The 22,095-nt window shown below is 65.0% G+C and carries 23 protein-coding genes and 1 pseudogene; 13 read left to right on the top strand and 11 right to left on the bottom strand.

Translation table 11 applies throughout. The annotated features are described in order from the left end of the window. Window positions 1-15 precede the first annotated feature (15 nt). Window positions 16-765: an NUDIX hydrolase gene (locus ACVW1C_RS38120; RefSeq protein WP_456762626.1), complete on the top strand. Its 750-nt coding sequence runs from the start codon at window positions 16-18 to the stop codon at window positions 763-765. 28 nt (window positions 766-793) lie between these two features. On the opposite strand, the gene ACVW1C_RS38115 is transcribed toward ACVW1C_RS38120, so the two are convergent. After that, complete coding sequence (locus ACVW1C_RS38115; RefSeq protein WP_456762625.1) at window positions 794-1,309, bottom strand: GDSL-type esterase/lipase family protein; 516 nt, start codon at window positions 1,307-1,309, stop codon at window positions 794-796. A gap of 147 nt (window positions 1,310-1,456) precedes the next feature. Between ACVW1C_RS38115 and ACVW1C_RS38110 the strand changes: the two genes are divergently transcribed. The 3 genes from ACVW1C_RS38110 to ACVW1C_RS38100 all read left to right on the top strand — a co-directional run bounded on the left by ACVW1C_RS38110 (window position 1,457) and on the right by ACVW1C_RS38100 (window position 3,719). Next, window positions 1,457-2,782 carry an LLM class flavin-dependent oxidoreductase gene (locus tag ACVW1C_RS38110; RefSeq protein WP_456762624.1) on the top strand — a complete coding sequence of 442 codons (1,326 nt, stop codon included), beginning with the start codon at window positions 1,457-1,459 and terminating at the stop codon, window positions 2,780-2,782. A 128-nt stretch (window positions 2,783-2,910) separates the two neighbouring features. Then, entirely contained in the window at window positions 2,911-3,078 is a 168-nt protein-coding gene (rpmG, locus tag ACVW1C_RS38105) for a 50S ribosomal protein L33 (RefSeq protein ID WP_018271988.1), read from the top strand. Between the two features lie 110 nt (window positions 3,079-3,188). After that, entirely contained in the window at window positions 3,189-3,719 is a 531-nt protein-coding gene (locus ACVW1C_RS38100) for a hypothetical protein (protein WP_456762623.1), read from the top strand. Here ACVW1C_RS38100 and ACVW1C_RS38095 read toward each other — a convergent pair. The 3 genes from ACVW1C_RS38095 to ACVW1C_RS38085 form a co-directional block, all read right to left on the bottom strand. Continuing rightward, window positions 3,716-3,844, bottom strand: a complete 129-nt coding sequence (locus ACVW1C_RS38095; RefSeq protein WP_244549481.1) for an inositol phosphorylceramide synthase regulatory subunit KEI1 — start codon at window positions 3,842-3,844, stop codon at window positions 3,716-3,718. The two genes, ACVW1C_RS38100 and ACVW1C_RS38095, sit on opposite strands and share 4 nt — an antisense overlap. 71 nt (window positions 3,845-3,915) lie before the next feature. Beyond that, window positions 3,916-5,319: an ammonium transporter gene (locus tag ACVW1C_RS38090; RefSeq protein ID WP_456762622.1), complete on the bottom strand. Its 1,404-nt coding sequence runs from the start codon at window positions 5,317-5,319 to the stop codon at window positions 3,916-3,918. Window positions 5,320-5,822: 503 nt separating this feature from the next. Then, a complete protein-coding gene (locus ACVW1C_RS38085; protein WP_456762621.1) occupies window positions 5,823-7,055 on the bottom strand; it encodes an MFS transporter in 1,233 nt (410 codons plus the stop codon). 133 nt (window positions 7,056-7,188) lie between these two features. Here ACVW1C_RS38085 and ACVW1C_RS38080 point away from each other — a divergent pair, with 133 nt between their 5' ends. Continuing rightward, the gene (locus ACVW1C_RS38080; RefSeq protein ID WP_456762620.1) at window positions 7,189-7,791 is read left to right on the top strand and encodes a TetR/AcrR family transcriptional regulator; all 603 of its coding nucleotides are present in this window, start codon (window positions 7,189-7,191) and stop codon (window positions 7,789-7,791) included. A gap of 132 nt (window positions 7,792-7,923) precedes the next feature. Continuing rightward, window positions 7,924-9,129 carry a serine hydrolase domain-containing protein gene (locus ACVW1C_RS38075; RefSeq protein WP_456762619.1) on the top strand — a complete coding sequence of 402 codons (1,206 nt, stop codon included), beginning with the start codon at window positions 7,924-7,926 and terminating at the stop codon, window positions 9,127-9,129. Window positions 9,130-9,270: 141 nt separating this feature from the next. Here ACVW1C_RS38075 and ACVW1C_RS38070 read toward each other — a convergent pair whose 3' ends face one another. Then, window positions 9,271-10,644 carry a PleD family two-component system response regulator gene (locus ACVW1C_RS38070; RefSeq protein WP_456762618.1) on the bottom strand — a complete coding sequence of 458 codons (1,374 nt, stop codon included), beginning with the start codon at window positions 10,642-10,644 and terminating at the stop codon, window positions 9,271-9,273. A 15-nt stretch (window positions 10,645-10,659) separates the two neighbouring features. Then, window positions 10,660-11,025, bottom strand: a complete 366-nt coding sequence (locus tag ACVW1C_RS38065) for a response regulator (RefSeq protein WP_057845669.1) — start codon at window positions 11,023-11,025, stop codon at window positions 10,660-10,662. A gap of 228 nt (window positions 11,026-11,253) precedes the next feature. On the opposite strand from ACVW1C_RS38065, the gene ACVW1C_RS38060 reads away from it, so the two are divergent. Both ACVW1C_RS38060 and ACVW1C_RS38055 read left to right on the top strand, forming a co-directional pair. Continuing rightward, complete coding sequence (locus tag ACVW1C_RS38060; protein ID WP_050425563.1) at window positions 11,254-11,553, top strand: DUF3572 domain-containing protein; 300 nt, start codon at window positions 11,254-11,256, stop codon at window positions 11,551-11,553. Then, window positions 11,532-12,848 (top strand): DNA polymerase IV, encoded by a 1,317-nt coding sequence (locus ACVW1C_RS38055; protein ID WP_456762617.1) that lies wholly within the window; start codon window positions 11,532-11,534, stop codon window positions 12,846-12,848. Before ACVW1C_RS38060 ends, ACVW1C_RS38055 begins: the two co-directional genes overlap by 22 nt. A gap of 166 nt (window positions 12,849-13,014) precedes the next feature. On the opposite strand, the gene ACVW1C_RS38050 is transcribed toward ACVW1C_RS38055, so the two are convergent. Both ACVW1C_RS38050 and ACVW1C_RS38045 read right to left on the bottom strand, forming a co-directional pair. Then, window positions 13,015-13,416, bottom strand: coding sequence for a RidA family protein (locus tag ACVW1C_RS38050; protein WP_194460999.1), 402 nt, complete (start codon window positions 13,414-13,416; stop codon window positions 13,015-13,017). A 126-nt stretch (window positions 13,417-13,542) separates the two neighbouring features. Then, a complete protein-coding gene (locus tag ACVW1C_RS38045) occupies window positions 13,543-14,406 on the bottom strand; it encodes a cell envelope integrity EipB family protein (protein WP_456762616.1) in 864 nt (287 codons plus the stop codon). A 263-nt stretch (window positions 14,407-14,669) separates the two neighbouring features. Here ACVW1C_RS38045 and ACVW1C_RS38040 point away from each other — a divergent pair, with 263 nt between their 5' ends. The 4 genes and pseudogenes from ACVW1C_RS38040 (at window position 14,670) to ACVW1C_RS38025 (ending at window position 17,802) form a co-directional block, all read left to right on the top strand. After that, window positions 14,670-15,137 carry a RidA family protein gene (locus tag ACVW1C_RS38040; RefSeq protein ID WP_456762615.1) on the top strand — a complete coding sequence of 156 codons (468 nt, stop codon included), beginning with the start codon at window positions 14,670-14,672 and terminating at the stop codon, window positions 15,135-15,137. Window positions 15,138-15,140: 3 nt separating this feature from the next. Continuing rightward, the gene (locus tag ACVW1C_RS38035; protein ID WP_456762614.1) at window positions 15,141-15,893 is read left to right on the top strand and encodes a glycerophosphodiester phosphodiesterase; all 753 of its coding nucleotides are present in this window, start codon (window positions 15,141-15,143) and stop codon (window positions 15,891-15,893) included. A 178-nt stretch (window positions 15,894-16,071) separates the two neighbouring features. Next, window positions 16,072-17,322, top strand: a complete 1,251-nt coding sequence (locus ACVW1C_RS38030) for a GNAT family N-acetyltransferase (protein WP_456762613.1) — start codon at window positions 16,072-16,074, stop codon at window positions 17,320-17,322. Between the two features lie 52 nt (window positions 17,323-17,374). After that, window positions 17,375-17,802, top strand: a pseudogene (locus ACVW1C_RS38025) (HIT domain-containing protein). A 108-nt stretch (window positions 17,803-17,910) separates the two neighbouring features. Here the strand turns inward: ACVW1C_RS38025 and tsaA are convergent. The 3 genes from tsaA to ACVW1C_RS38010 all read right to left on the bottom strand — a co-directional run bounded on the left by tsaA (window position 17,911) and on the right by ACVW1C_RS38010 (window position 20,830). Next, window positions 17,911-18,402: a tRNA (N6-threonylcarbamoyladenosine(37)-N6)-methyltransferase TrmO gene (tsaA, locus tag ACVW1C_RS38020; RefSeq protein ID WP_176530837.1), complete on the bottom strand. Its 492-nt coding sequence runs from the start codon at window positions 18,400-18,402 to the stop codon at window positions 17,911-17,913. 3 nt (window positions 18,403-18,405) lie between these two features. After that, window positions 18,406-19,386, bottom strand: a complete 981-nt coding sequence (locus tag ACVW1C_RS38015) for a Bug family tripartite tricarboxylate transporter substrate binding protein (RefSeq protein ID WP_456762612.1) — start codon at window positions 19,384-19,386, stop codon at window positions 18,406-18,408. Window positions 19,387-19,747: 361 nt separating this feature from the next. Then, a complete protein-coding gene (locus tag ACVW1C_RS38010; RefSeq protein WP_456762611.1) occupies window positions 19,748-20,830 on the bottom strand; it encodes a transglycosylase SLT domain-containing protein in 1,083 nt (360 codons plus the stop codon). Window positions 20,831-20,951: 121 nt separating this feature from the next. Between ACVW1C_RS38010 and ACVW1C_RS38005 the strand changes: the two genes are divergently transcribed. Next, complete coding sequence (locus tag ACVW1C_RS38005) at window positions 20,952-21,881, top strand: glycine/sarcosine/betaine reductase selenoprotein B family protein (protein WP_456762610.1); 930 nt, start codon at window positions 20,952-20,954, stop codon at window positions 21,879-21,881. Window positions 21,882-22,095: the final 214 nt, after the last annotated feature.

Here is a 22,095-nt window from a genome sequence, read left to right as displayed (position 1 = left end):
AATGAAAGGGATGAAATGACTGAAGCCGCCGCCCCTGCCGCCGTCGTCCACCAGGGCGAAAAGGAAGCCGATCATCACGCATACTTCCGGCCGAAGGATGCGGCGACGCTGATCCTGATCGATCGCTCCGGTGCCAAGCCGAAGGTCTTGGTCGGCAAGCGCCACGACAAGGTCGTGTTCATGCCGGGCAAATTCGTTTTCCCCGGCGGCCGCGTCGACAAGGCCGACAATCGCGTGCCGGTCGCAGCCCCGATCACACCGGAGCTCGAAGCCAATCTGTTGAAGGGCAGCCCGAAGATCACGCCCGGCCGCGCGCGCGCGCTCGCCAATGCCGCGATCCGCGAAGCCTGCGAAGAGACCGGGCTCTGCCTCGGGCGCAAGGTCGAGAAGTCGCAGAAGCTCGACGGTCCCTGGGCGCCGTTCGCCGACGCGGGACTTCTGCCCGATCCGTCCGGCCTGTTCCTGATTGCGCGCGCGATCACACCGCCCGGCCGCGTCCGCCGCTTCGACACGCGCTTCTTCACCGCCGATGCCTCGACGATCGCACATCGTGTCGAAGGCGTGGTGCATGCCGATGCCGAGCTGGTCGAGCTCGTCTGGGTCGAGATCGGCTCCGAGCCGCTCGCGGACGCGCACGCCATGACCAAGAACGTGCTCGCAGAGCTCGACCGCCGTCTCGCCACCGGCCCGCTCTGTCACGACGCGCCGGTGCCGTTCTTCCATTTCTACGGCGGCAAGATGCACAAGGACGTGCTGGGGGCTTGACCGCCGCAACGCAAGACACCGCGTCAGCTCAGCGAACCGCTGAGATCACCGAGGGCAGCATGTGAGCTGCGACCAGCCTGTGTCCGTCCGCCGTGAAGTGAATGTGGTCCGGCTGCAGATAATTGCGCAGGACCTCATTCCACCACATCGGGATGACGCGGATGTGCCGGCTGCGAAGCCGAGCCTCGATCGCAGCCAGTTCGGCATTCTGATCGCCCTGCCCGCGTCGCCTCGCGTTCCAGCCGCCGCCGCGGCGGTCGAGTAGCACGATCTTGGTCCCTTCGGGGACCGCGGAATCGAGCCGGGCCAACATGCCGGCGTTGGTATCACCGGAGATCCCCGCGTTGGTCACGTGAACATTCCGGCCCTTCGCGGCGAGCATCCCTTCGAGCTGGGCCGGCCAGGCGTCCGAACTGCTGACGCCCTTTCCCGCGACGTTGCTTGCCCCGATTGCAACGATCTGCGCCCGCGCCGGGCTTCCAACACAGAGCACCATTGCAATCAGAAACCCCGCGATCAGCAACAGCCTTGCCGGATCAATCATGTCCCCCTCCGCGATGACAAAGGCGCCGGATTGAAAATATCCTCTGCTCGTCGCCCAGATTGCAAGATTCTTCTTAAGGACCCTCATGGCGTTGCCGCCCGGCCTCCCTATCTGTTCCGCTAACGACAACAACGACGGAACGGGGCAATGGCGAAGCGTCAACTCAAGCTCGGCGCATTCATGCGGCCGATCAGCATCCACACCGGCGCCTGGCGCTATCCCGGGGCTTGGCCCGACGCCAATTTCAACTTCGACCATATCAAGACGCTGATCCGAAAGCTTCAGGCCGGCAAGTTCGACGCCTTCTTCATGGCCGACCATCTGGCCGTGCTCAACATGCCGATCAATGCGCTAAAGCGCAGCCACACCGTGACCTCGTTCGAGCCGTTCACCCTGCTCTCGGCGCTCGCGGCCGTCACCGAGAATATCGGCCTGATCGCGACCGGTTCGACCACCTTCGACGAGCCCTATCACGTCGCCCGCCGCTTCGCCTCGCTCGACCACATCTCCGGCGGCCGCGCCGGGTGGAATATCGTGACCACGTCCAATCCGGACGCCGCGCTGAATTTCGGCCTCGACGATCACATGGAGCACGCCGAACGCTACAAGCGCGCCCGCGAGTTCTACGACGTCGTCACCGGCCTCTGGGACTCCTTCGCCGACGATGCGTTCGTACGCGATGTCGAGTCCGGCCTGTTCGTCGATCCCGACAAGATGCATGTGCTCAACCACAAGGGCAAATATCTCTCGGTGCGCGGCCCCCTCAACATCGCCCGCCCCGTGCAGGGCTGGCCGGTCATCGTGCAGGCCGGCGCATCCGACGACGGCCGGCAGCTTGCGGCCGAGACGGCGGAAGCCGTGTTCACCGGCGGCGGCAGCCTTGCGGACGGACAGAAGCTCTTTGCCGACATCAAGGGCCGCATGGAGAAGATCGGCCGCGATCCCGAGCACCTGAAGATCCTGCCCGGCGCCTTCGTCGTGGTCGGCGACAGCGTCGAGGAAGCCAAGGAGAAGCGCGCGCTGCTCGACAGCCGCGTGCATTACGACAGCGCGATCGCCTCGCTCTCGGTGATCCTCGGCACCGATGCGTCCGCCTTCGATCCCGACGGGCAATTGCCGCCGATCCCGGAAACCAATGCCAGCAAGAGCGGCCGCCAGCGCCTCGTCGATGTCGCGGCGCGCGACAAGCTCACGGTGCGCCAGCTCGCCCAGCGCGTCGGCGGCTATGGCGGGCTCGCCTTCGTCGGCACGCCGCAGACCATCGCCGACCAGATGGAGGAATGGCTGACCGGCCGCGGCAGCGACGGTTTCAACATCATGTTCCCCTATCTGCCGCAGGGTCTGTTCGAGTTCGTCGACAAGGTGGTCCCGGAACTGCAAAAGCGCGGGATTTTCCGCACCGAGTACGAAGGGCGGACCCTGCGCGAGAATTTGGGCCTGCCGCGGCCCAAAAATCAGTTCTTCGGCGGGTAATAGGCCCGGATTCGGGATGGCTTTGGCTCGGAAATCCTTGACTTTGGGCGGTTTCTGGCTAGTTTCCCGGCCAAACGCGGGCCGATTTGGCCGGCTCCCGATATCCCTGCAGTTTCGAGGTTTTGCACATGGCCAAAGCGGTCACCATCAAGGTCAAGCTCGTGTCGACGGCCGATACCGGCTTCTATTACGTCGCCAAGAAGAATTCGCGCACCATGACCGACAAGCTGGTCAAGAAGAAGTACGACCCGGTCGCGCGCAAGCACGTCGAGTTCAAGGAAGCCAAGATCAAGTAAGATCGTCTGCTTCCGACGTTTCGAACGGGGCCCTCGCGGCCCCGTTTTTGCTTTGTAGGCTTGCGTCATCCCGCATTGATTCCCGGACAAGTTCCGGGCGCAGGGCTCAGATGATCGCAAGCTTGGACGAGGGAAACGCAGGCGGCTACTCGGTCGCCTACGGCCGCGAGGACATCTACTTTCCGGTCTATGTCACGGCCGCCTTGGCCGCGATCTTCCTGACCGCGAGCTGGATCACCGGCGAGATCTATTGGCTGGCGCCGGCGGCGGCGGCGGGCGCCTTCACCTATTACAACATCCCCCTGCTGGAGGCCGGTCGTCCGACCATCGGCGCCAACCAGTACGGCATTTTCATCCAGGCCTTCGGGCTGATCCGCTGGCGCGCCATCACGCGCATCGACCTCATCGAGATCGCCGAGCGCGCGATGACCGTTCACGAGTTGCAGATCGCGCTCAACGGGCCGCTCGGCAGCGCGCTGGTGGCCGATTGGCGCAAGCGGCCGGCCTACCGGCTGCTGATGCGCTTGCCGTGGCGCATGGACCATCGTGGCGTGGTCCGCGTCAATCTGGAGCCATTCGACCGGACGCCCGACGAGATCCACCGGACGTTCGTCAGGATGTGGCGCTACTACCGGAGCTAGCCCTTGAACGCCTCGTCACGCAGATGCGCGTCCGCGATACGCGCATCCGGATTGTGTGTGATGGTCATGAACCAAACGAGGCTGAAGAACAGCGACCACGCTGTGTTCCAATAGAACCAGTTCATCGGATCACCTCGAACAGCTTTGATCCGCGCAGCCGGCTGACATCGCCGGCCGTGCGGAGTGCCGCCAAAGTCTACTGCACGACCTCGCCGTGCAGTGCCAGATCCAACCCTTCGCGCTCGATGTCCCGCGTCACGCGAAGCCCGACGAAGAGATTGATCACGAACAGGATGATCAGGCTCACCACGGCATCATACACGAAAACCGTCGCGACGCCGATGCATTGATTGAGGAACTGCCCGGGATTTCCCTCTAGAACGCCGGCCGTACCACCATACTGCTCGACCGCGAATACCCCGGTCAGCAGCGCCCCGACGATGCCGCCGAGGGCATGGACACCGAAGCAGTCCAGCGCATCATCGTAGCTGAACATGCGCTTCAAGCCGGTGCATCCCCAGTAGCAGCAGACGCCGGCGGCGATGCCGATGGCGAAAGCGCCGACCGGACCGACAAAACCGGAGGCCGGCGTGATCGCGACGAGGCCCGCAACGGCACCCGAGCAGATGCCAACGACGGTCGGCTTGCCCTTCAACGCCCATTCCACCAGCATCCAGGTGAAGGCCGCCACCGCCGTGGCGATCTGGGTCACCAGCATGGCCATGCCCGCCTGCATTCCCGCCGTGACGGCGGAGCCGGCGTTGAAGCCGAACCAGCCGACCCACAGCAGCGAGGCGCCGATGAAGGTCAGCACCATATTGTGCGCCGGCCCCGTCTCGACGCGCTTGCCGAGCATGATGGCGCACATCAGGCCGGCCACGCCGGCATTGATGTGCACGACGGTGCCGCCGGCGAAATCGAGAACCTTGACATAGGCGGCGTCGTTGCCCGCCGAGAAGATCCCGTCAGGGCCCCAGACCCAATGCGCGATCGGCGCATAGACGAAGATCGCCCACAGCCCGATGAACCAGAGCATCGCCGAGAACTTCATCCGCTCGGCAAACGCGCCGGCAATCAGCGCCGGCGTGATGATGGCGAACGTCATCTGGAAGCAGATGTAAACGGACTCGGGGATGGTCGCGGCAAGCGGATTGGGATTGCCGATGCCACCCTTGCCGATGTCGCTCAGGATATCCTTGAGGAACATGCGATCCAGACCGCCGATAAACGGCGTGCCGGCACGAAACGCCAGGCTGTAGGTCAGGACGGCAAACAGGATCGTGACCAGGCAGGTGACGGCGAAGCTGGTCATCACGGTGTCGCCGACGTTCTTCTTGCGCACCATGCCGCCATAGAACAGGCCGAGCCCCGGGATCGTCATCATCAGGACGAGCGCGACGGACGTGAGCATCCAGGCGGTGTCGCCGGAGTTCGGCGTGCACTTCTCGAGAATCTTGCCGCCGCAGGCCGGCGGCGCCGCCGCCGCCGCATCCTCGGCCAGCGCGAGGTCGCTGAACAGCAGGCAAAGAACGGCCACTCCCAGCAAGGCAACCACGATTCTCACGAGCTTCCGGCGCGTATGTGTCGCAGACTCCATCATCGTTCTCCCATCACAAGAAATGCTGGCGTTCGAAATGGGCGCAGCGCGCTCCGCGGATAAGCGGCGAAGGGGCCACCTGCGCGCTCAGTTGTCGGGATATCTCGAAGTGCCGCGTTGCTGACGGTGCGATGCAGCGAAGTCGTCGCGGCATCAGGCCGGATGCGAGGCACAAGCGCTTCCTGCTCGGCGGCGCGGCGGAGGCCGTGGTGCGCGGATGGCTGGAGAATGACGGCGACTAGCCTCATCGCGGCCAGCCCTTCCCATAGGTCCCCAGGCCGGAACCGAAGCGACGGCTTCCGGCACGATTTCTAGCCAAATTCTATCAAGATTCGTGCCACCGATGCGTGCGGCGTAACACGTTGAAGACGCTGTGACTTCGATCCGAATACGGAACGGCTTCGCGCTCCATTGCACGTTATCGTAGCACGCGATCGATGGAAAAATAGGCAGCAACCGGCGACTGCCTTCGCACGGGGCAGTCGCCGTCTGGCCGGGATCGGAAGCTAGGCGGTCTTGAGCAATGGTGGCTGCGCCGGCCGGATCAACGCGAAGGCGACCTGGATGATGCCGCCGGCAAGACCGAGCGCGACGCCGATCCGCCAGGCCATGGTGTAGGAGCCGAGCGAGTCGTAGATCAACCCTCCTCCGTACGCGCCGAGGAAGCTGCCGACCTGGTGGCTCATGAAGGCAAGGCCCTGGATCATCGCCTGCCAGCGCAGCCCGAACATCTCGGCCACCGCGCCCGCGACCAGCGGACCGACGCCCATCCAGAGGAAGCCCATGATGGCGCCGAACAGCAATGTCGAGCCCGGCGTTGCCGGCAGCATGAAGTACCAGGCGAGCGCCAACGAGCGCAGGATGTAGATGCCGCCGAGCAGCGCGAGCTTGTTCCAGCGCTGGCCGGCCCAGCCGAAGAACAGCGAGCCCAGCACGTTGAAGCCGCCGATCATGCCGAGCGTCTGCGCGCTCAGCATCGGATCCAGTCCGCAGATCGCCAGATACGACGGCAGATGGGTGGTGAGGAAGACGAGCTGCATGCCGCAGACCATGTAGGCGCAGGTCATGACCACGAAGGACGCGTTGCCGAACGCGGTCTTGGCCGCGGTCGCCGCGGTGGCATTGCCGATATCATCGGCCGCGGGCTTCGGCAGCGGGACCTTGTCGACGCGACCGGCGTACAACGCGGCTGGAATCATCCCGATCGACAGGATGACGAATCCGGCAAGCCCGACACGCCAACCGAACCCTTCATTGAGCATCTGGCCGATCGGCGCCGACAGCAATGCGCCGAGCGAGCCCGCGGCGGAGACCATGCCGAGCACGGTCGAGCGCACCATCTCCGGCACCGCGCGCGCTGCGACCGACATTGCGATCGCGTTCGCCGTGCACGCCAGCGAGATGCCGATCAGCACACCGGCGCCGATCATGATGCTGACGAGCCCATTCGCCGTCGTCATCAGCACGAGGCCCGCGATATAGGCCAGCGCGCCGACCACCATGATCGGGCGGAAGCCGTAGCGCACCGTCATCGCGCCGGCGAGCGGCTGCAGGAAGCCCCAGGCGAGGTTCTGCACCGCCAGCGCCAGGGTGAAATGGGACACCGAAATGCCGACGTCGTGCGTCAGCGGCTGCATGAAGATGCCAAGGCTCTGCCGCAGCCCCATGCTCAGCGTGAGCATGATGGAGGCACCGATCAGAATGGGAAGCGTGGGACGCAGGACCTGCAACAGGGGCATTGTTCTTATTCTCCCACGACGGCGCGGCACGATAGCCACAGCCTGCGATTCACGCATGTTTTGGTTACACAGACCTGTGTACTTAGGCTATACAGGGGGCGACCTGTCAAGCGAAGAGGATCACGGACGGCGCATGGCTTCCCCGCCTCCCAAACAGACCATGAAAGAGCGGATCCTCGAGACCGCCGACAAACTGTTCTACCTGCAGGGCATTCGCGCCATCGGCGTCGACACCATCGCGGCCGAGATCGGCATCAGCAAGCGCACCCTCTACAATCACTTCCCGTCGAAGGACGCGCTGATCGAGGCCTATCTGCAGCGCCGCTTCGCGCAGCCCCGCCCCTCCGACAAGCCGCCGGCCGAGCAGATCCTCGCAACCTTCGATGCGCTGGAGCGACGATTCTCGGCGAAGGATTTTCGCGGCTGTCCGTTCGTGAACGCGGTCGCCGAGCTCGGGCCGGACGACGAGGACCGCACCGTCCGCAATATCGCTGTCGCCTTCAAGGAAAGCCGCAGGGTCTGGTTTCGCGATCTGCTGCGGCAGCTTGGCGTCACGGATGCCGAGGCACTTGCGACCCAGCTAACGCTCCTGGTCGACGGCTCGATCGCGCAGGACCTGGTGCGCGACGATCCGGCCATGGCGCGTGCGGCGAAGGAAGCCGCCCGCGTGCTGCTGGCGAATGCGGGCGTCAAGGTCGGCGGCCCCGCGCCCGCGGACAAGAAACGCACTGGATAAATCCGGTTGCGTACACAACTCCGGTTTGGTTGGTAGCGTCGACGGCACGCGACGGCATTCCCGATTGGATATTCCGTCCGGCGAGATTGACAGCGACCGCGCGACAACCTGCGGCACAACTGGGGAACGACCATGGAAGATTTGAAGGTGACGGCCACCGGTTACGATTTCGCGCCGGCGCGCGCCGCCATGCAGCGTTACATCGACAACAATCTGCTGTCCGGCATCTCCTGGTCGGTTCTGGTCGGGCGCGACATCGCCGACACAGGCTGCGTCGGATGGGCCGACAAGGAAGCGCAGATTCCGCTGCGCACCGACCACATCTTCCGGGTGTTCTCCAACACCAAGCTGATCACCTCCTGCGCGGCGCTGCTGTTGTTCGAGGACGGCCGGTTCCGGCTTGACGATCCGATCGAGACCTTCATCCCGCAGCTCGGCAACCGCAAGGTGCTGCGGCCGGGTGCGACATCGATCGATGACACCGAGCCGGCGCAGAGCTCGATCACCATCCGCCAACTGCTGAGCCACAGCGCCGGCTTGAGCTACGGTTTCTTCGATCCCGGCACCGTCATTTTCAAGGCGCTCAACGAGCGCGGCGTGCACAATCCCAATACGACTTTGGCTGAGATGGTCGACGTGCTCGCCGGTCTGCCGCTGATCTATCAGCCGGGCACGTCATGGGAATACTCGCTCGCGATCGACGTAATCGCGCGTCTGGTGGAAGTCGTCAGCGGCCAGACCTTCGACAAGTTCATCAAGGCGCGCATCCTCGATCCGCTCGGCATGGTCGATACCGGCTTCGTCGTTCCGGAACGGGATCACGGGCGGCTTGTCGCGTATTACGCGGGTGCCGATCTGATGGAGCCGATGAAGCCGGGCCTCACCCGCACCGACAATGCGCCCTTCCCCGGCGCCTATCTGCGCCCGGTCGCAAGGCTCAATGGCGGCGGCGGGCTGGTGTCTACGCTGCCGGACATGGTCGCGCTGATCCGCAGCCTGCTGCCGGGCGGACCGACGCTGCTGAAGCCGGACACCATCGCCATGATGATGTCCAACCAGTTGCCCGAAGGACAGTGGATCCGCTTCGCGATGATGGGCGAGCAACCCGGCAAGGCGCACGGGCTTGCCGGTGGCCTGATCCTCACCCCCTCGCCGATCGATCATCCCGACGCGGCCGGCGAGTTTTACTGGGGCGGCGTCGCGGGCACGCAGTGGTGGATTTCGCCTAAAACCGGCATGGCCGGCGTCATGATGGCGCAGCGTCAGATGGCATTCGTCCATCCGTTCTCGTTCGAGTTCAAGCGCATGGCCTATGACGCGGTGAAGCGCGGAAGATAGGTGACCCACCCTGTCGTCACCCGCGCGTGCGGGTGACCCAGAATTCCAGAGGCGGTGTTGTCTGAACGAGAGGCCGCGGCGTACTGGACACCCCGCGTTCGCGGGGTATGACGACCGATGCTGCTGAGAGCGTGACGCGCGCTACGCCGCGGCGGAAACCACGCGGTTGCGGCCGTCGTGCTTGGCGCGATAGAGCGCGGTGTCGGCGCGCTTGAGCACGTCAGTGACCTGCTCGCCCTTGCGCTCCAGCGTGGTGAGCCCGATCGAGATCGTGACCGTGATCCGCTTGCCGCCCTTCTCGACGGCAAACGGCTCGCCCGCGATCGAGCGGCGCAGCCGCTCGGCGACCATGCCCGCAACATGCAGGTCGGTCTCCGGCATCACGATCACGAACTCCTCGCCGCCATAGCGGCAGGCCAGATCGATGCCGCGGATCGACTTGCGGATGCGGACGGCGAATTCACGCAGCACGTCGTCGCCGGCGTCATGGCCGTAGGTGTCGTTGATCGCCTTGAAGTAGTCGATGTCGAGGATCATCAGCGCCAGCGGCTTGCCGCGGATCGAAGCCTGCTCTGCCAGCGTCGCGAGGTGGCTCTCCATGTAGCGCCGGTTGTTGAGACCGGTCAGCGCATCGGTGATCGCCATCTCGATCGAGTTCTGCACGTTGTCGCGCAGATGATCGGTGTAGCGGCGGCGGCGGATCTGGGTGCGCGCCCGCGCCAGCAGTTCGTTCTTGTCGACCGGACGCAGCAGGTAGTCGTTGACGCCGATCTCGAGCCCGCGCAACAGCCGCGTGTTGTTGTCGGCGTCCGAGACCGCGAGGATCGGCACCTGGCGCGTACGCTCCAGCGAGCGGGCCTGGCTGCACAGCCGCAGGCCATCGAAATTGTCGAGGCTGAGCGAGACGATCAGGAGATCGTAATTGCCCTCGGCCGCGTGAAACAAGGCTTCCGCCGGATTGGTTTCGACGTCGACGGTGTGCTCGGCGGAAAGGATCGGCGCCAGCTTCTCGTAGGACGACGGCCGATCGTCGACCAGCAGGATACGGCCGCCGGTGCCCCGGTCGGCGATCGCGCTGCGCTCGGGCGCCTGCATGCCGATCTCGAGCGAGGTGATGGCCCGCATGCGCAGCTCGTCGGTCATCATCTTCAGCCGCGTCAGCGAGCGCACGCGCGCGATCAGCACGACGTCGGACACCGGCTTGGTGAGGAAGTCATCGGCGCCGGCTTCAAGGCCGCGCACGCGATCGGCGGGACTGTCGAGCGCAGTGACGATGACGACGGGAATGAAATGGGTCGCCGGATTCGACTTCAGCCGGCGGCAGACCTCGAATCCATCCATGTCCGGCATCATGACGTCGAGCAGGATGATGTCGCATTCCGCGCGCGTGCAGATCTCCAGCGCCTCGGTTCCGTTGGACGCGGTCAGCACATCGAAATATTCGGCTGACAAACGGGCTTCCAACAGCCTGACGTTCGCCGGAACGTCATCGACGACGAGGATACGCGCGGACATGGCACCACAACTCCCCTATCCGATAAAGCGTCGGACAGTCTCAATAAATTTGCCGACCGAGATCGGCTTGGACAAATAGGCTTCGCAGCCGCCCTCGCGGATGCGTTCTTCGTCGCCCTTCATGGCGAAGGCGGTGACCGCGACCACCGGAATCGTGCGCAGCTCGGGATCGTCCTTGATCCAGCGCGTAACCTCGAGGCCGGAAACCTGGGGCAGTTGAATATCCATCAGGATGAGGTCGGGGCGCAGCTTGCGGACGAGATCGAGCGCTTCGAAGCCATTGCTGGTGCCCGAAGTCTGATAGCCATGCGCTTCCAACAGATCGCGAAAGAGCTTCATGTTGAGCTCGTTGTCCTCCACGATCAGGACGGTTTTGGCCATCCCGTCCCTCCCAGACTTAGGAAACAGGCCCGGCTGCGGCACCTCACGCACCGCGCGCGGAGCGCGTCGAAAATGTGAATTCAAACTAGCGCCAGAATCGCTCTAACCCGTTAACCCGATATCCAACTTCCGCAGCGTGGTTTCCGTTGCTTGAACACACGCGGAAGACTCGGGCATGATGGGCCTCTCAATAGACACCATAAGTTAACGGAAAGGCAAACCGGCGCGTTGAAAAAGCCTGTTCACAACCCCCGGGAAGTCGCTGAAATCGTTGCGATTCAGGCGCTCGGCTTCATTGCCGGCGATCCCGAGCGGCTGGGCTTGTTCCTGGCCGAAACCGGAATCGGTCCGGAGACGTTGCGGAACGCTGCGTCCAATCCTCAATTTCTTGCGAGCGTGCTCGATTTCGTGATGCGCGACGATGCCACCGTGAAGGCGTTCGCCGCCGCCTCCGAACTGCACCCGACCAACATAGCTGCCGCCCACCAGGTGCTGGGCGACCCGAAATGGGAGCGCGACGTGCCGTGACGACGGCAGCGCCAGCTTCCGACGGCCCCCTCAGTTTCTGCCGAGACTGCCTCGGCGATCTCGATATCAAGGTGAAGCGATGCAGCCATTGTGGCTCGCCGCGGCTGGTGCGTCATCGCACCCTGCCTGTGCTGGCGCTGGCGCATATCGACTGCGACGCGTTCTACGCCACCGTCGAGAAGCGCGACAATCCTGAGATCGCCGACCGCCCCGTCATCATCGGCGGCGGCAAGCGCGGCGTGGTGTCGGCTGCCTGCTACATCGCCCGCACCTACGGCGTCCGTTCGGCGATGCCGATGTTCAAGGCGCTGGAACTCTGCCCCGACGCCACCGTGATCCCGCCCGACATGGCGAAATATGTCCGGGTCGGGCGCGAGGTGCGGCAGGCGATGCAGGCGCTGACGCCGCTGGTCGAACCGCTGTCGATCGACGAGGCCTTCCTCGATCTCTCGGGCACGCAGCGTGTCCACGGCATGATCCCGGCCAAGGTGCTTGCCAAATTCGCCCGCGACGTCGAGCGCGATATCGGCATCACGGTGTCGGTCGGGCTGTCCTGCAACAAGTTCCTCGCCAAGATCGCCTCCGACCTCGACAAGCCGAGGGGCTTCGCCACGCTCGATCAGGACGAGGCGCGCGAGATGCTGGCCAGCAAACCGGTCGGCTTCATCTACGGCGTCGGCCCCGCGACGCAGGAGAAGCTGGTGCAACGCGGCTTCCGCGTCATCGCCGACCTGCAGCGCGCCGACGAGAACGAGCTGATGAAGCAGTTCGCCAGCGAAGGCCGCAGGCTGTGGCGGCTGGCGCGCGGCATCGACGACCGCAATGTGGTGCCCGATCGCGGCGCCAAGACGATCTCGAGCGAGACCACCTTCGAGACCGACATCCGCGATTTTGCAATCCTGGAAAAACTGCTCTGGAAGCTGTCGGAGAAGACCTCGGCGCGGCTGAAGAGCAGCGACCTCTCGGGCTGCACGATCACGCTGAAGCTGAAGACCGCCGACTTCCGCCAGCGCACCCGCTCGCAATCGATCCAGACGCCGACCCAATTGGCCGCCAAGATCTTTGCGGTGACGCGCGAGATGCTGGTGAAGGAGATCGACGGCACCGCCTTCCGCCTGATGGGCGCCGGCGTCAGCGCGCTGCGCCCGGGCGCGCAGGCCAACGATTCCGACATGCTCGACCGCCGCTCGGCGCACGCCGAACGCGCGATCGACAATCTGCGCAAGAAGTTCGGCAACGCCGCCGTGATCCGGGGCATTGCCTATGAGGGGCCGGGAAAGCCGGCGGAGGATTAGCTCTCAGTTGACGTCATCCCCGCGCAAAGGCTTCGCCTTTGTCGCTGGAGGTGCGAGCGGAGCGAGCCTCGAAGGGTGCGCGGAAAGACTCGGGCCGTCGCCCTTCGAGACGCGCGCAATGCGCGCTCCTCAGGGTGACGATACCTTCAGCGTCACGATGAGCTCATCAATCCGCGACGGCCACCGCCTCGATCTCGATCAGCCATTCCGGCGCCGCGAGCGCGGTGACGCCGACGAGCGTGGAGGCCGGCGGCTCCATGCCCTCGAAGAACGCCGAGCGCGCCTTGCCGATGATCGGGCGAAGCTCCGGTCTGTAACCGACCACGAAGGTCGTGATCTTGACGATGTTGGAATAGCTCGCGCCGGCGGCTTTCAGCGCCATGCCGAGATTCTGCATCACCTGCGTCGTCTGCGCGGCGAGATCGCCGGCGCCGACCACCCGTCCCTCCTCGTCGGTGGAAACCTGTCCAGAAATGTAGATCGTGCGCGCACCCGAGGCGACCACGACGTGGGAGTAAGCCGGATTGTGATGCAGACCGCTGGGGCGCAGATGGTCTGATTTGCTCATGAAGTGCCTCCCTGACACGCGTGTTTTGGGAAGCGTACTCGTGTCTGATGGTTCCGGCCAGTGCGGTCTTGCAGAGGGCTCGGGCTTTCTCCGTCCCGGCCGCGTATGCTGAGGAGGATCAGCCCCTCACTTGCAGGGCTTGGAATCCCTGACGTCGAACTTGTCCAGCGCGCCCGAGATCACGAAGTCGTTGTAATCCAGGACCAGCGCGCGGGAGACGCCGTTCTCGTAGAGCTCGAACGACATCGCATAGACCGGCGTCTGCTCGCCGTCCTTGGCGCGCGCGTCGCTGTCGTAATAGCTCACCGTCACCGGCCAGCGCGTCATGGTCTTCATCGCGTCGCTCGCGGTCGACGGATCGGGCGATGACGGCGCGCGGTCGCCTGCGATCGGCCGGCCGATCACGGTCAGCGTGTTGTAGACCTTCTCGCCGTTGTCGGAGCCGTCATAGACGGTCTGTTCGAGCACCGATTTGCCATCGCGGGCGGCGGCGATGATGTGCTGGATCTGCTCGGTCGGGAACACGATCTTGCCGTCGAGGTTGAACGTCTTCTTCACCGGCTGGGTCAGCTTCACGGTGATATGATCGCCCACGCGCTCGGCGATGCCGTCGACCGGCGACGATTCACTGTCGTTCATCCGGGTGTCGATCTTGAAGCGGTAGCTCTTGCCCGACGCGTCCTCCCAGGAGGTGGAGCGCAGATCGGACAGCGTCACCTTGCCCTCACCGCTGTCGAGTTCGGACACCTGGCGGAATTCGGAGGTGTAGCCTTCGCAGGCGCTGCCGGAGAAATTGTACAGGATGCGCCCGCGCGCATCGCTGACCGAGTTGGAGCCGCGCGATTTCACGAGGCTAAGATCGTACAGCGCCTGATGCGCGAGAAACGGCCCGCCGGCCGCAGCGGCCGCCCCATGCACCAGACCGGTTCCTGCGGCAACGGCGATCGTGAGCACCAGGGCGCGCGACGGATTCCGAAACGGCAAGGTCATGGTTTTTCCTCGAGGAGGCAGGGATTCGCCACAATAGTGACGGTGCTATTGCGCCGCAACTGGGGCAAGCCTGACAAAATAGCAATGTAAGGCGCGAGTTTGCCGCCGTTTTTGGTAGCTTTTTTCTGTGCGATTTCGCGTCACGGCCGCGCCGCGCTCACCTTAACCTCGCTTGCAACGGGCGGCACGATGCGCGAAACAATCGAAACAAACTTGGCCCTGACCGCGTTTCAGGCTTCGTGCAAATCCAATTGGGGAAAAAAATGGCGGGTACCGTCGAACAGAAACTGGCGTCACAGGGCATCACACTTCCGGAGCCGACCTCCCCGGTCGCGAACTATGTCCCCTTCGTACGCAGCGGAAACCTGCTGTTCGTCTCGGGCCAGGTCTGTTTCAACGCCGAAGGCAAGCTGATCGCCAAGGGCAAGCTCGGCGCCGGCGTCACGATCGAGCAAGGCACCGAGGCGGCGCGCGGCTGCGCGATCAACCTCTTGGCCCAAGTCAAGGCGGCGCTCGGCAATCTCGACAAGGTCGTGCGCGTGGTGCGGCTCGGCGGCTTCATCAACTCGGCGCCGGACTTCTTCGACGGACCGAAGGTGCTGAACGGCGCTTCCGATCTGATGGTCGCAGCGTTCGGCGACAAGGGCCGCCATGCCCGTACCACCGTCGGTGTCGCCTCGCTGCCCGCGGACGCCGCGGTCGAGGTCGAAGGCGTGTTCGAAGTCGCCTGATCGATGCGCGCCCCTGATTGGCTGACCAAACGGCCGGTCGCCCATCGCGGCCTGCACGATGCGTCACGCGGCGTCATCGAGAACATGCCGGCCGCCGCCAGTGCCGCGGTCGCCGGCAATTTCGCGATCGAGTGCGATATCCAGCTCACCGCCGACGGCGAGGCGATGGTGCATCACGACGATGCGCTCGGCCGCCTCACCGAGGGTTCGGGCCTGCTGTCGACCAAGACCGCAGCCGAGCTGAAGGCGGTGAAGTTCAAGGGCACCTCCGAGCAGATGATGACGCTAGGCGATCTCTGCGCGCTGGTCGCCGGCCGCGTCCCGCTGGTGGTCGAGGTGAAGAGCCATTTCGACGGCGACCGCAAGCTGGTTCGGCGGATGGCCGAGGTGCTGTCGTCCTATTCCGGCCCTGTCGTCGGCATGTCGTTCGATCCCGACCAGGTGCTGGCATTGCGTCAGACCATGCCGAACCTGCCGCGCGGCATCACCGCCCAGCGCACCTATGACGACAGTTCCTGGACCAAGCTGACGCCGGCCCAGCGCGACGGCATGCTGCACCTGCGCCACGGCTTCAAGACCGAGCCGCATTTCGTTGCCTTCTGGGTCAACCAGCTGCCGGCGCCGGCGCCCTGGATCGCCCGCAATGTGTTCGGCTGCCCGCTGCTGGCCTGGACCGTGCGGACGGCGGAACAGCGCGAGCGCGCGGCCCGCTACGCCGACCAGATGATCTTCGAGGGGTTTGTGCCGGGAACCTGACATGTCCCAGACAGGCCCTTTGCAGTCTTGAACTCGTCGCTGCGACGCACGATCTTGGCAAGGGTTGGTCAAAGCGTTGGTCGTCATCGGCGATGGCGGAATGCGGAGCATGATCCGGAAGTGGAGCCAGCTGTTCCGGAAAGATCATGCTCAAAAGAGGCACCGGTCTTCACTCTCGATGGCGTCGTCTGAAATCACCCTAGAGGCTGTGGCTGACATCGGCGGCATTCCGGCCGCCGAATGGGACGCCTGCGCCAATCCGAAGGCCGACGCGGAGAGCATCCACAACCTCGATACGCTGGCCTCGCCCATTGCCGCAGGCGATTGCCAGACGACTGCAGGTTCGAGCTATAACCCGTTCGTTTCCCATGCCTTTTTCGCCGCCGCCGAGGCCTCCAATTCGGCCTGCCCGCGAACCGGCTGGGGGCCGCGGCATCTGGTGGCAAAACTCGACGGCCGGATCGTCGGCGTCGTGCCGTGTTATCTGAAATCGCACTCGCAGGGCGAATACGTGTTCGACCGCGGTTGGGCCGAGGCCTATCACCGCGCCGGCGGCAGCTATTATCCGAAGCTGCAGGTCTCCGTCCCCTTCACGCCCGCGACCGGGCCGAGGCTTCTGATCCGCGACGGCGTCGACCGCGAGATGATCGGCTCGGCGCTGGCGCGGGGCCTGCGGGCACTCTGTAACGCCACCGAGGCCTCCTCGGTGCACGTCACCTTTGCCCGCGAGGACGAGGCAAAGTTCCTCGGCGCTCACGGCTTCCTGCAACGGACCGACCAGCAGTTCCACTGGCACAATCAAGGCTACAAGAGCTTCGACGATTTCCTGGGATCGCTGAACTCCCGTCACCGCAAGGGCATCAAGCGCGAGCGCCGCGAGGCGGTTGCGGCCGGGATCACCATCCACTGGCTGACCGGCTCAGACATCACCGAGGACGCCTGGGACGCGTTCTTCGAGTTCTACATGGAGACCGGTTCGCGCAAATGGGGCCGGCCGTATCTGACCCGGGAGTTCTTCTCGCTGATCGGCGAGAGCATGAGCCGGGACGTGCTGCTTGTCATGGCCAAGCGCAACGGCCGCTGGATCGCGGGCGCCATCAACTTCATCGGCTCGGACACGCTGTTCGGCCGCAACTGGGGCGCGATCGAGCACCACCCGTTCCTGCATTTCGAGGTCTGCTACTACCAGGCCATCGATTTCGCGGTTCAGCGCGGGCTCAAGGTGGTCGAGGCCGGCGCGCAGGGCGAGCACAAGCTGGCGCGCGGCTACCTGCCGCAGACCACCTATTCGGCGCATTTCATCGCCGATCCCGGATTGCGCCGGGCGATCGCCGATTACCTCAAGCGCGAGCGCGACTATGTCGCCGAGGTCGGCCGCGAGCTGACCGAGGCCGGTCCGTTCCGCAAGACCGTCGACGACGACGCTTGACGTTTGCCTCGCGACCGAGAAATTAGACCACAAAATCCAGGGAGCCGCCGCCATGCCCGCCGCCTATGACAACAACAACCCCTTCGCAAAAATCCTGCGCGGCGAGTTTCCCTCCTACAAGGTCTACGAGAACGAGCACGTACTCGCCTTCCTCGACATCATGCCGCGCTCGCGCCCGGGCATACGCTTGTCATTCCAAAGGCCCCTGCCCGCAACATCCTCGACATCAAGGCGGACGACTACGCCCATGTCGCACGCGCCGCCCACAAGATCGCGGCCGCGGCGATGAAGGCGTTCGAGGCCGACGGCATCACCGTGCAGCAATTCAACGAGCCGGCCGGCGGCCAGGTCGTGTTCCATCTCCACATGCACGTGATGCCGCGCAAGGACGGCGTGCCACTGTCGCCGCCCGCCAGCCACAAGGAAGACGGCAAGGTGCTGGAGGCGAATGCGGCGAAGCTGATCGCGGCGTTGAAGTAGCGGCTCGTCTTCGTCATTGCGAGTGAAGCGAAGCAATCCATCGTTCGGCATATGCGGAGCGATGGATTGCTTCGTCGCTCCGCTCGTCGCAATGACGGCGGTGACACTTCACTCAGTCTCGAAATCCCCGGCCTGCGGCGGGGCCAGCGGGGTGAACTCGCAACGGTCGGGCTTGACGTCGATCAGCGGCGTCTCGTCGAGGCAGTCGAGGCCGCGCACCCAGATGACGTTGTCCTCGACGCCGACCAGCTTCACGATCGAGGTGCCGATCGGGTTCGGGCGCACCGGCGAGCGCAGCGAAAAGGTGCCACGGGTGTTGCCGTTGTTCTTCGGGCTTTGCAGCACGATGTCGCGGCGCGACTGGTGCAGCCAGTACAGCACTTCGAGGTTCGAGTAGAAATCGACGCCCTTGATCGCGGCGACCCAGGGCTCGAAGATCTCGAGCCGGCACACCGGGCCGTCATGCCGCCCCTGCCGTGGCGTCGCCAGCCGCGAGGTCCAGGGCGTGCGGATGCGACCGATGAAGACGAGCCCGGCGTCGCGCGCCGTCGGCATGTCGACGGCGACCTCGCCCTGGCGCAGTTCCATTTCACGTACCATGTGTCAGTCCAACGATATGTTCAGCGCCTTGACCACGCCCGCCCACCGCGCGCGATCGGTGTCCACGAATTTGTCGATCTCGGCCTGGCTCTTTACGCGCAGCGGCGGAAAGCCGATCCTGACCAGCGAAGCGCGAAACGCCTCGTCGTTCAAGGCCCGGTCGAGGCTCGCCTTGATCTTGCCCGCGACCTCGTCAGGCACTTTCGACGGCGCTGCAATACCATACCAGACGCTGACCGCATAATCGGGATAGCCGCTCTCGGCAATCGTCGGCAGATCGGGCAGGTCGGGGATGCGCTCGGTCGAGGTGACGGCGAGCGCCCGCAGCATGCCTGACTTGACCGGCGGCAGCGCGGTGCCGAGCGTGTCGAACATCAGCTGGATGTTGCCTGACAGGAGGTCGGTCAGCGCGGGTCCGGCGCCCTTGTAGGGCACGTGGGTCATCTCGACGCCGGCCATCTGCTTGAACATCTCGCCGGCGAGATGAACGGTGCCGCCGGTGCCGGCCGATCCGAAATTGAGTTTGCCGGGATTCTTCTTGGCGTAGGCGACGAACTCCGCGATCGTCTTGGCTGGCACCGACGGATGCACCTCCATGATCATCGGCGCGTCCGTGATCACGGACAGCAGGCGGAAATCCCTGGCCGGATCGTAGGGCAGCTTCTTGTAGAGCAGCGGATTGAGCACGAAGATCGAGGCGGCCGTCACGAACAGCGTGTAGCCGTCGGGATCGGAGCGCGCCACCGCTTCGGCCCCGATCGCGCCCTGCGCGCCGGCCTTGTTCTCGACCACGACCACCTGCTTGAGATCGCGCCCGAGATATTCGCCGACGATGCGGCCGAGCACGTCGGTCGGGCCGCCCGCGGCGTAGGGCACCACGAGCTTGATCGGCCGTGACGGATAGTCCGCGGCACCCGCAGGCAGCACTGCTGCCAGCAAGGCAGCCAGAGCCACGATGAAGCCCGATGATGCGCGCCACGGCATGACGTTCCCCCGTTATTGTTTTCTTGGAGAACGAGAGTAACGGATAATGCGGTCGCGGCAATCAGCCGAGCCAGTATTTGCCTGACAGCATGACGATTTCGCCCACGATCACGCCGGCGAAGATCGATTTCCTCGCCAGCATGAACGCTACGAAGCCTGCGGCAACAACGCAGGGTCAAGCAAGGGACGGCACAGCGCTGCTATGCGACGATGACAGCCCCAGCCGTCATGGCGAGCGAAGCGAAGCAATCCATTCCTCCACATAAGCGGACAGGTGGATTGCTCCGCCGCTACAGCGCAAAATTGCTTTGCAATTTTGTCGCGAGCTCCTCGCAATGACGTGGAGAGTTCAACCCTTCCCTCACGCCCTGTTCTTCAGCACGAAGCACGCGCCGCCTGCCTTGCGGATGCGGTTGCACAGGCCGTCGGCCTCGGGGCGCGTGTCGGCGCCGATACGCACCTGGTAGAACATCGCGCTGCCGCGGCTGCGTAGCCGCGAGCCGAGCAGGCTCGGATCCTGATCGCCGATCACGTTCGACAGCCGCTTGATGGCACGGGCATACATCGCAAGCGCCTTGTCGCGGCTGAAGCCTGCGGCGAGCTGCACGCCCCAGACCTTGGCCGCCGACAGCGTGATGTGCTGCTCGAGCCCGGCCACGAACGGATTGGGCGCGCGCTTCAACAATGCCATCAACTCGCGGCAACTCGTGGTCGGCGCACGCTGTGGCGGCATCTTGCCGTTGCGGCCGGCGGCGGCCCAGTCGTCGACGCTGGAGCCGGTGATCGCGGAGACATAGTTGCGTGTCTCCTGCGGCATGTAGCCGGAGCCGGCGAGCCAGTCCTGGATCCGGCGCGGGCCGGCGTTGTAGGCGGCGGCCGCGAGGCCGAGATTGCCGAACTGGTTGCGCAGCTCGCTGAGGAATTCGGCCGACTTCGGCAGCGCCTGCACGGGATCGAGCGGATCGAGCAGCCCGCGCTCGCTGGCGGTGCCCGGCATGAACTGCGCGATGCCCTGCGCACGCTGGCCGCTCCGGGTCACGGGCCCGACCGCGTCGGCCTGGAAGCGGCTCTCCTGCCAGATCACGCGGGCGAAGAATTCGAGCGGCAAATCGTTCGCCCGCGCCGCCGACTCGATCATCAGGCACATCGCCTCGCGGGTGTCGCTCGCGCGCGCGTCGTCTGCAGGCTTGTCGGTTGCCGCTGCGGGCTTCTCGGCAGGTGGCGCGGGCGCGTCTGCCGGAGTTGCGGCAGGTTTCCCGGCTGATGGTGTGGCCTGCTCTCCCGGCGGCGGCGCAGGCTGCTCCGCCGGCGCGGCCGCGGGTTTCTCGGCGGGCTTGTCCGCAGGCGGCGTTGCGGGCTGCTCTGGGCTTGGCGGCGTCGCCGGTACCGCGGCAGGCGCGTCCTCCGCGCCGGCGCCGGCCGGCGGCACCAGCAACACAAGCATGACCCATGCGGCGCAAAGACCCGTTCGCATCGCAAATCTGTTCCCGCGCTGCGCGGCTTGACACCGCAGGCTCGTGGTCTAGCTATGGACTGAAATCATGGCGCGCAAAAGGGAGCGCAAAATGGCCGCAGCCTCCGACGATCAAACAGGCTTTGCCCCCGACGACGACGCCCCGATCGGCTACATGAAGCGGACCCGCGATTATTACGCCGCGATCGGCTACACCACCCCCTACCGCTGGGCGCACTACACGTCCGCCCCGTTTCAGCTGTTGAAGAGGCCGCTGAGCCAGTCCCGCGTCGCCATCATCACGACGGCGGCACCGTTCGATCCCGCCCGGGGCGACCAGGGCCCGGGCGCGAAATACAATGGCGGGGCAAAATTCTATTCGGTCTATGACGGCGACACGTCGCAGCCACACGATTTGCGGATTTCGCACATCGCCTATGACCGCACCCACACCACGGCGACCGACAGCGGCACCTGGTTCCCGCTGGCGCAGCTCAAGCGCCTCGCCGCGGCCGGCAAGATCGGCGAGGTCGCGCCGCGCTTCTTCGGCGCCCCGACCAACCGCAGCCACCGCGTCACCATCGAGACCGATGCGCCCGAAATCCTCAAGCGGTGCCGCGACGACGAGGTCGACGCCGCGGTGCTAGTGCCGAACTGCCCGGTCTGCCACCAGACCGTCAGCCTGGTGGCGCGGCATCTCGAAGCCAATGGCATCCCGACCGTCGTGATGGGCTGCGCCAAGGACATCGTCGAGCACGCCGCGGTGCCCCGCTTCCTGTTCTCGGATTTCCCGCTCGGCAACTCCGCCGGCAAGCCGCATGACGAGGCCTCGCAGGCGTTTACGCTGGAACTGGCGCTGCGTGTGCTTGAGCAAGCTCCCGGTCCGCAGACCACCGTGCAATCGCCGCTGCGCTGGAGCGAGGACGCGTCCTGGAAGCGCGATTACAGCAATGCCGATGCGCTGAGCGCCGAGGAACTCGCCCGCCTGCGCCGCGAGTTCGACGCGCAGAAGGAAATCGCAAAGGGCCTGCGCGTCGCGTAACGCCGCAGTTTGCGTCTACCGCTCGCCACACCAACGGTGTCATCGCCCGGCTCGACCGGGCGATCCAGTATTCCAGAGACGCCGGTCAGTCACGGAGAGGCCGCGGCGTACTGGGTCCCCCGGTCCCGTCTTCGCCAAGGCTTCGACGAGGCTACGGGTGCTGGGCGCGCCGAAGCCTTGGCGAAGGCGGCAAGCCGGGGGACGACAGCGGACG

This window comes from Bradyrhizobium sp. USDA 4011 (assembly GCF_054063415.1).
Note: the sequence above shows the minus strand (reverse complement) of the source record. Positions and strands in the feature narration are given on the sequence as shown.

What these genes read in the sequence shown, in the direction of transcription:
- ACVW1C_RS38120 (WP_456762626.1), top strand. Translation starts at nt 16, where the DNA reads ATGACTGAAGCCGCCGCCCCTGCCGCCGTCGTCCACCAGGGCGAAAAG.
- ACVW1C_RS38115 (WP_456762625.1), bottom strand. Translation starts at nt 1,309, where the DNA reads ATGATTGATCCGGCAAGGCTGTTGCTGATCGCGGGGTTTCTGATTGCA.
- ACVW1C_RS38110 (WP_456762624.1), top strand. Translation starts at nt 1,457, where the DNA reads ATGGCGAAGCGTCAACTCAAGCTCGGCGCATTCATGCGGCCGATCAGC.
- rpmG (WP_018271988.1), top strand. Translation starts at nt 2,911, where the DNA reads ATGGCCAAAGCGGTCACCATCAAGGTCAAGCTCGTGTCGACGGCCGAT.
- ACVW1C_RS38100 (WP_456762623.1), top strand. Translation starts at nt 3,189, where the DNA reads ATGATCGCAAGCTTGGACGAGGGAAACGCAGGCGGCTACTCGGTCGCC.
- ACVW1C_RS38095 (WP_244549481.1), bottom strand. Translation starts at nt 3,844, where the DNA reads ATGAACTGGTTCTATTGGAACACAGCGTGGTCGCTGTTCTTCAGCCTC.
- ACVW1C_RS38090 (WP_456762622.1), bottom strand. Translation starts at nt 5,319, where the DNA reads ATGATGGAGTCTGCGACACATACGCGCCGGAAGCTCGTGAGAATCGTG.
- ACVW1C_RS38085 (WP_456762621.1), bottom strand. Translation starts at nt 7,055, where the DNA reads ATGCCCCTGTTGCAGGTCCTGCGTCCCACGCTTCCCATTCTGATCGGT.
- ACVW1C_RS38080 (WP_456762620.1), top strand. Translation starts at nt 7,189, where the DNA reads ATGGCTTCCCCGCCTCCCAAACAGACCATGAAAGAGCGGATCCTCGAG.
- ACVW1C_RS38075 (WP_456762619.1), top strand. Translation starts at nt 7,924, where the DNA reads ATGGAAGATTTGAAGGTGACGGCCACCGGTTACGATTTCGCGCCGGCG.
- ACVW1C_RS38070 (WP_456762618.1), bottom strand. Translation starts at nt 10,644, where the DNA reads ATGTCCGCGCGTATCCTCGTCGTCGATGACGTTCCGGCGAACGTCAGG.
- ACVW1C_RS38065 (WP_057845669.1), bottom strand. Translation starts at nt 11,025, where the DNA reads ATGGCCAAAACCGTCCTGATCGTGGAGGACAACGAGCTCAACATGAAG.
- ACVW1C_RS38055 (WP_456762617.1), top strand. Translation starts at nt 11,532, where the DNA reads ATGGGAGCGCGACGTGCCGTGACGACGGCAGCGCCAGCTTCCGACGGC.
- ACVW1C_RS38050 (WP_194460999.1), bottom strand. Translation starts at nt 13,416, where the DNA reads ATGAGCAAATCAGACCATCTGCGCCCCAGCGGTCTGCATCACAATCCG.
- ACVW1C_RS38045 (WP_456762616.1), bottom strand. Translation starts at nt 14,406, where the DNA reads ATGACCTTGCCGTTTCGGAATCCGTCGCGCGCCCTGGTGCTCACGATC.
- ACVW1C_RS38040 (WP_456762615.1), top strand. Translation starts at nt 14,670, where the DNA reads ATGGCGGGTACCGTCGAACAGAAACTGGCGTCACAGGGCATCACACTT.
- ACVW1C_RS38035 (WP_456762614.1), top strand. Translation starts at nt 15,141, where the DNA reads ATGCGCGCCCCTGATTGGCTGACCAAACGGCCGGTCGCCCATCGCGGC.
- ACVW1C_RS38030 (WP_456762613.1), top strand. Translation starts at nt 16,072, where the DNA reads ATGGCGTCGTCTGAAATCACCCTAGAGGCTGTGGCTGACATCGGCGGC.
- tsaA (WP_176530837.1), bottom strand. Translation starts at nt 18,402, where the DNA reads ATGGTACGTGAAATGGAACTGCGCCAGGGCGAGGTCGCCGTCGACATG.
- ACVW1C_RS38015 (WP_456762612.1), bottom strand. Translation starts at nt 19,386, where the DNA reads ATGCCGTGGCGCGCATCATCGGGCTTCATCGTGGCTCTGGCTGCCTTG.
- ACVW1C_RS38010 (WP_456762611.1), bottom strand. Translation starts at nt 20,830, where the DNA reads ATGCTTGTGTTGCTGGTGCCGCCGGCCGGCGCCGGCGCGGAGGACGCG.
- ACVW1C_RS38005 (WP_456762610.1), top strand. Translation starts at nt 20,952, where the DNA reads ATGGCCGCAGCCTCCGACGATCAAACAGGCTTTGCCCCCGACGACGAC.